Source organism: Protofrankia sp. Cr1 (assembly GCF_963555865.1).
Classification (GTDB): Bacteria; Actinomycetota; Actinomycetes; order Frankiales; family Frankiaceae; genus Protofrankia.
Genome location: NZ_CAUVXO010000245.1, coordinates 930 through 2022 on the forward strand (window position 1 = coordinate 930; position 1093 = coordinate 2022).

The following is a 1093-nucleotide window of genomic DNA, read 5'->3' on the forward strand; positions in this document are numbered from 1 at the left end:
CTGCTGGTCGTCGCGGAGAAGTACCAGACCGGATTCGACCAGCCGCTGCTGTGCGCGATGTACGTCGACAAGCCGCTGACCGGAGTCACAGCCGTGCAGACCCTCTCGCGGCTCAACCGGATCCACCCGCTGAAATCGCAGGACGACGTCCACATCCTCGACTTCGTCAACCAGGCCGAAGACATCCAGACCGCGTTCGAGGACTGGTTCGAAACGACGATCACCGAGCCGAGCGACCCGAACCTGCTCTACACCCGCGAGCGCGAGGTGATGCACTACGAGCTGCTGGTCGCCTCCGAGATGGAGGCGTTCATCCGGGTACTGGCCGCGGCCGGGCCTGGCCGGATGCCCGACGCGGCCGAACGCAAGCTCCACGCCGAACTGCACGAGTACCTCAAACCGGCGCTCGACCGCTTCGACGCCCTCGACAGCGACGACGAACGGGAGGGCTTCCGGGGCGCGCTACAAGGCTATGTGCGCGCCTACAGCCTCATCGCGCAGATCGTCGACTGGGGTGACCGGGACCTGGAGCGGCTCTACCAATACGGCCGGATCCTGCTGCTCCGGCTGCCCGGGAGACCACAGACGTCGGTCGACATCGGGGATGCCGACCTCAGCCACTTCCGGCTGGAGTTCACCGGGCGGCACAATGTGTCGTTGTCCGCCGTCGGTGACCGCGATGTGCGCGGCCACGCCGCCGACGGCGGCGGTTACCGGGAACCGGAGGTGAAGCCGCTGGCCGAGGTCATCGAGGAACTCAACGACCGCTTCGGACTGGACCTGGGTACCTCCGATCAGATCCTCGTCTACCAGCAGGTCGTCAGCCTGGTCGAGGACACCTCGATGCAGCAGATCGCCCTCATGAACGACGAAGCCCGGTTCGGGCAGGTCGCCGACGACCGGCTCGACGACATCGTCGCCGAGAACGCCGAACGCAACACCGACTTCATGAAGCTGTACTTCGACAACAACGAGTTTCAGAAGGCCATCAAGGAAGCGGCACGCAAACGCGCCTACCGGATCATCACCGAACCGGCGCGAGATGAAGCGCTGGCCCGGCTGCGTGCCGAGATGCTCCGGGAAACCGGCGGAC

General features: G+C 65.6%; 1 protein-coding gene. It reads left to right on the forward strand.

Annotated elements, in window-relative coordinates; genetic code table 11:
• The coding region (locus tag U9980_RS17715) for a type I restriction enzyme subunit R domain-containing protein (protein WP_322768933.1) at positions 1-1093 on the forward strand (1093 nt) is incomplete at both ends.